Source organism: Cupriavidus sp. R6-3 (genome assembly GCF_059772245.1).
Map to the genome: position 1 here is coordinate 1 of NZ_JCBAJO010000410.1, position 2171 is coordinate 2171.

3 protein-coding genes are annotated in these 2171 nt (G+C 69.4%); 2 read left to right on the plus strand and 1 reads right to left on the minus strand.

All coding sequences use genetic code 11. The annotated features are described in order from the left end of the window. Positions 1 to 311 (minus strand): AMP-binding protein (locus AC6EI8_RS26195; RefSeq protein WP_498383348.1); only part of this gene is annotated, 311 nt, incomplete at its 3' end. 159 nt (positions 312 to 470) lie between these two features. On the opposite strand from AC6EI8_RS26195, the gene AC6EI8_RS26200 reads away from it, so the two are divergent. After that, complete coding sequence (locus AC6EI8_RS26200; RefSeq protein ID WP_150082584.1) at positions 471 to 1394, plus strand: LysR family transcriptional regulator; 924 nt, start codon at positions 471 to 473, stop codon at positions 1392 to 1394. 139 nt (positions 1395 to 1533) lie between these two features. After that, positions 1534 to 2055 (plus strand): winged helix-turn-helix transcriptional regulator, encoded by a 522-nt coding sequence (locus AC6EI8_RS26205; protein ID WP_498383349.1) that lies wholly within the window; start codon positions 1534 to 1536, stop codon positions 2053 to 2055. The last annotated feature ends 116 nt before the right edge of the window (positions 2056 to 2171 follow it).

Sequence of the window (2171 nt, forward strand, 5' to 3'; positions counted from 1 at the left end):
CCCGCCGGCACCGCGGCCTGCACCGCCGGCAGCAGGTCGGCATGGGCGATCAGCACCTTGGCGCCGCTGTCCTCGAGCAGGTAGCGCACCTCGTCCGCGGTGAAATGCCAGTTGATCGGGCAGTAGTAGCAGCCCGCGGTACGGCAGGCGTGGACGATGTCGGCGAACGGCGCGTCGTTGCGCAGCAGCACCGCGATCACGTCGCCCTCCGCCACGCCGAGCGCCCGCAGGCCGCCCGCCAGCCGGCTGCCGCGCGACAGCAGTTCGTCGCCGCTGCGATGTAGATCCTGGAACCAGAGGTCCGCCGCCATTCGAGTGCTCCTTTGCGCTGGGCGCGCGTGCGGGCACGGGCGCCGTCATATTGAGGGGTCACTGTAACGGCGGGCACCGCCATCGACAATTGCCTGGCCGCGCAGCACAATGTTGAGCCCAGCGCGACAATCCCCCGAGCAATCCCCGATGGACGCACCATGGACCTGAACCTGATCCAGGCCTTCGTCGATATCGTCGACGCGGGCAATCTGGCCGAAGCCGGCCGCCGGCGCGGCGTCACGCGCTCGCAGGTCAGCCGGCAGCTGCGTGAGCTGGAGGTCCAGGCGGGCGCGCAATTGATGCGCCGGACCACGCGCCGGCTGGAGCTGACCGAGCCCGGCCACGCCCTGTACCGCCACGGGCTGGCGATCCTGCGCGAGGTCGCCTCGGCGCAGGCGGAGATCGACAGCCTGGGCAAGACGCTGCGCGGCCATGTTCGGCTCAGCGTGCCCACCGGTCTGGGCGACACCTTCGTCGCGCCGCTGCTGCTGGCCTTTGCCGAGCGGCATCCGGGCATCACGCTGCGCGTCTTCTTCAACAATCGTGTCAACGACCTGATCGCCGCCGAGATCGACGTGGCGCTGAAGGTCACCTCGCAGCCGCCGCTGGATCACGTGGCGCGCGACGTCTGCGCGATCGAATGGGGCCTCTATGCGGCGCCGTCCTATCTGGAACGGTTTGGACCGATCCGGGTGCCGGCGGACCTCGCCGCGACCGACTTCCTGTGCCCGCCCTACTTCGCCCGCCCGTTCGAGCTGCACCTGATGCGCGGCGACGAACGCGATGCGGTGCAGCTGCTGCCGCGCCTGCAGTCCGAGCACTTCCCCTTCCTGATCCGCGCGGTGCAGGCCGGCCACGGCGTCTGCCTGCTGCCGGTCTACGCCGGCTGGCAGGACGCGCACGCCGGCCGGCTGGTACAGGTGCTGCCCGACTGGCGGCCGGAAGGACTGGGCGACCGCCTGTATCTGATCACCACGCCGAACCCGCATCCGCCGATGGCGACGCGCGCGCTGATCGACTTCCTGCGCGAGCAGATTCCCGCGCTGCCGGTGTTCCGGGACGCGCCCGACGGTTCAGTCTGAACCGCGTCCGGCCCCGCGCCGGACGGCAGCGAGCAAGTCGCCATTCCATCCTCACGTACTTTCAATTTGCAAGCTAGAATGCTTGCAAATTGAAAGTAGAAGTCATTGGCAAGACCAATCGGAAACAGACGGAGGAGACGTGGGCCACACCGACTTTGCCAGCATGCCCTGCCCGATCGCCCGCTCGATGGCGGTGCTGGGCGAGCGCTGGGCGATCCTGCTGATGCGCGAGGCCTTTTATGGCAGCACGCGCTTCGACGAATTCCAGCGCAACCTGGGCATCGCGCCCAATATCCTCAGCGCGCGGCTGAAGACGCTGGTCGAGCACGGCATGTTCGAGCGCGTGCCGGCCGAGGGCGGCGCGCGCCACCATTACCTGTTGACCGACAAGGGCCGCGATTTCTTCCCGGCCTTCGTCGCGCTGAAGGCCTGGGCCGATCGCTGGATGACCGACCGCGGGCCGATGACGGTGCTGCTGGACCGCCGCACCGGCGACGAGATCGCCGCGCCCGCGCTGACCCGCGCCGACGGCAGCCCCGTGACGCTGGACGACCTGCGCGTCACCGCCGGCCCTGCCGCCGGCAACCACCTGCGCCGCCGCTTCGCGCCCGAAACCGATACCGTCGAAGCCACGGAGGCGCCCGATGACCGAACTGCATGACGCCGTACGGGTGGGCGCGCCTGCCGGGGGGTTTCCGACCCGCGCTCCGAGTCGGACTCCCGGTCTCGCTTCCGAACACGTTTTCGAACGCGCTTCCGAACGCGTTTCCGAACCCG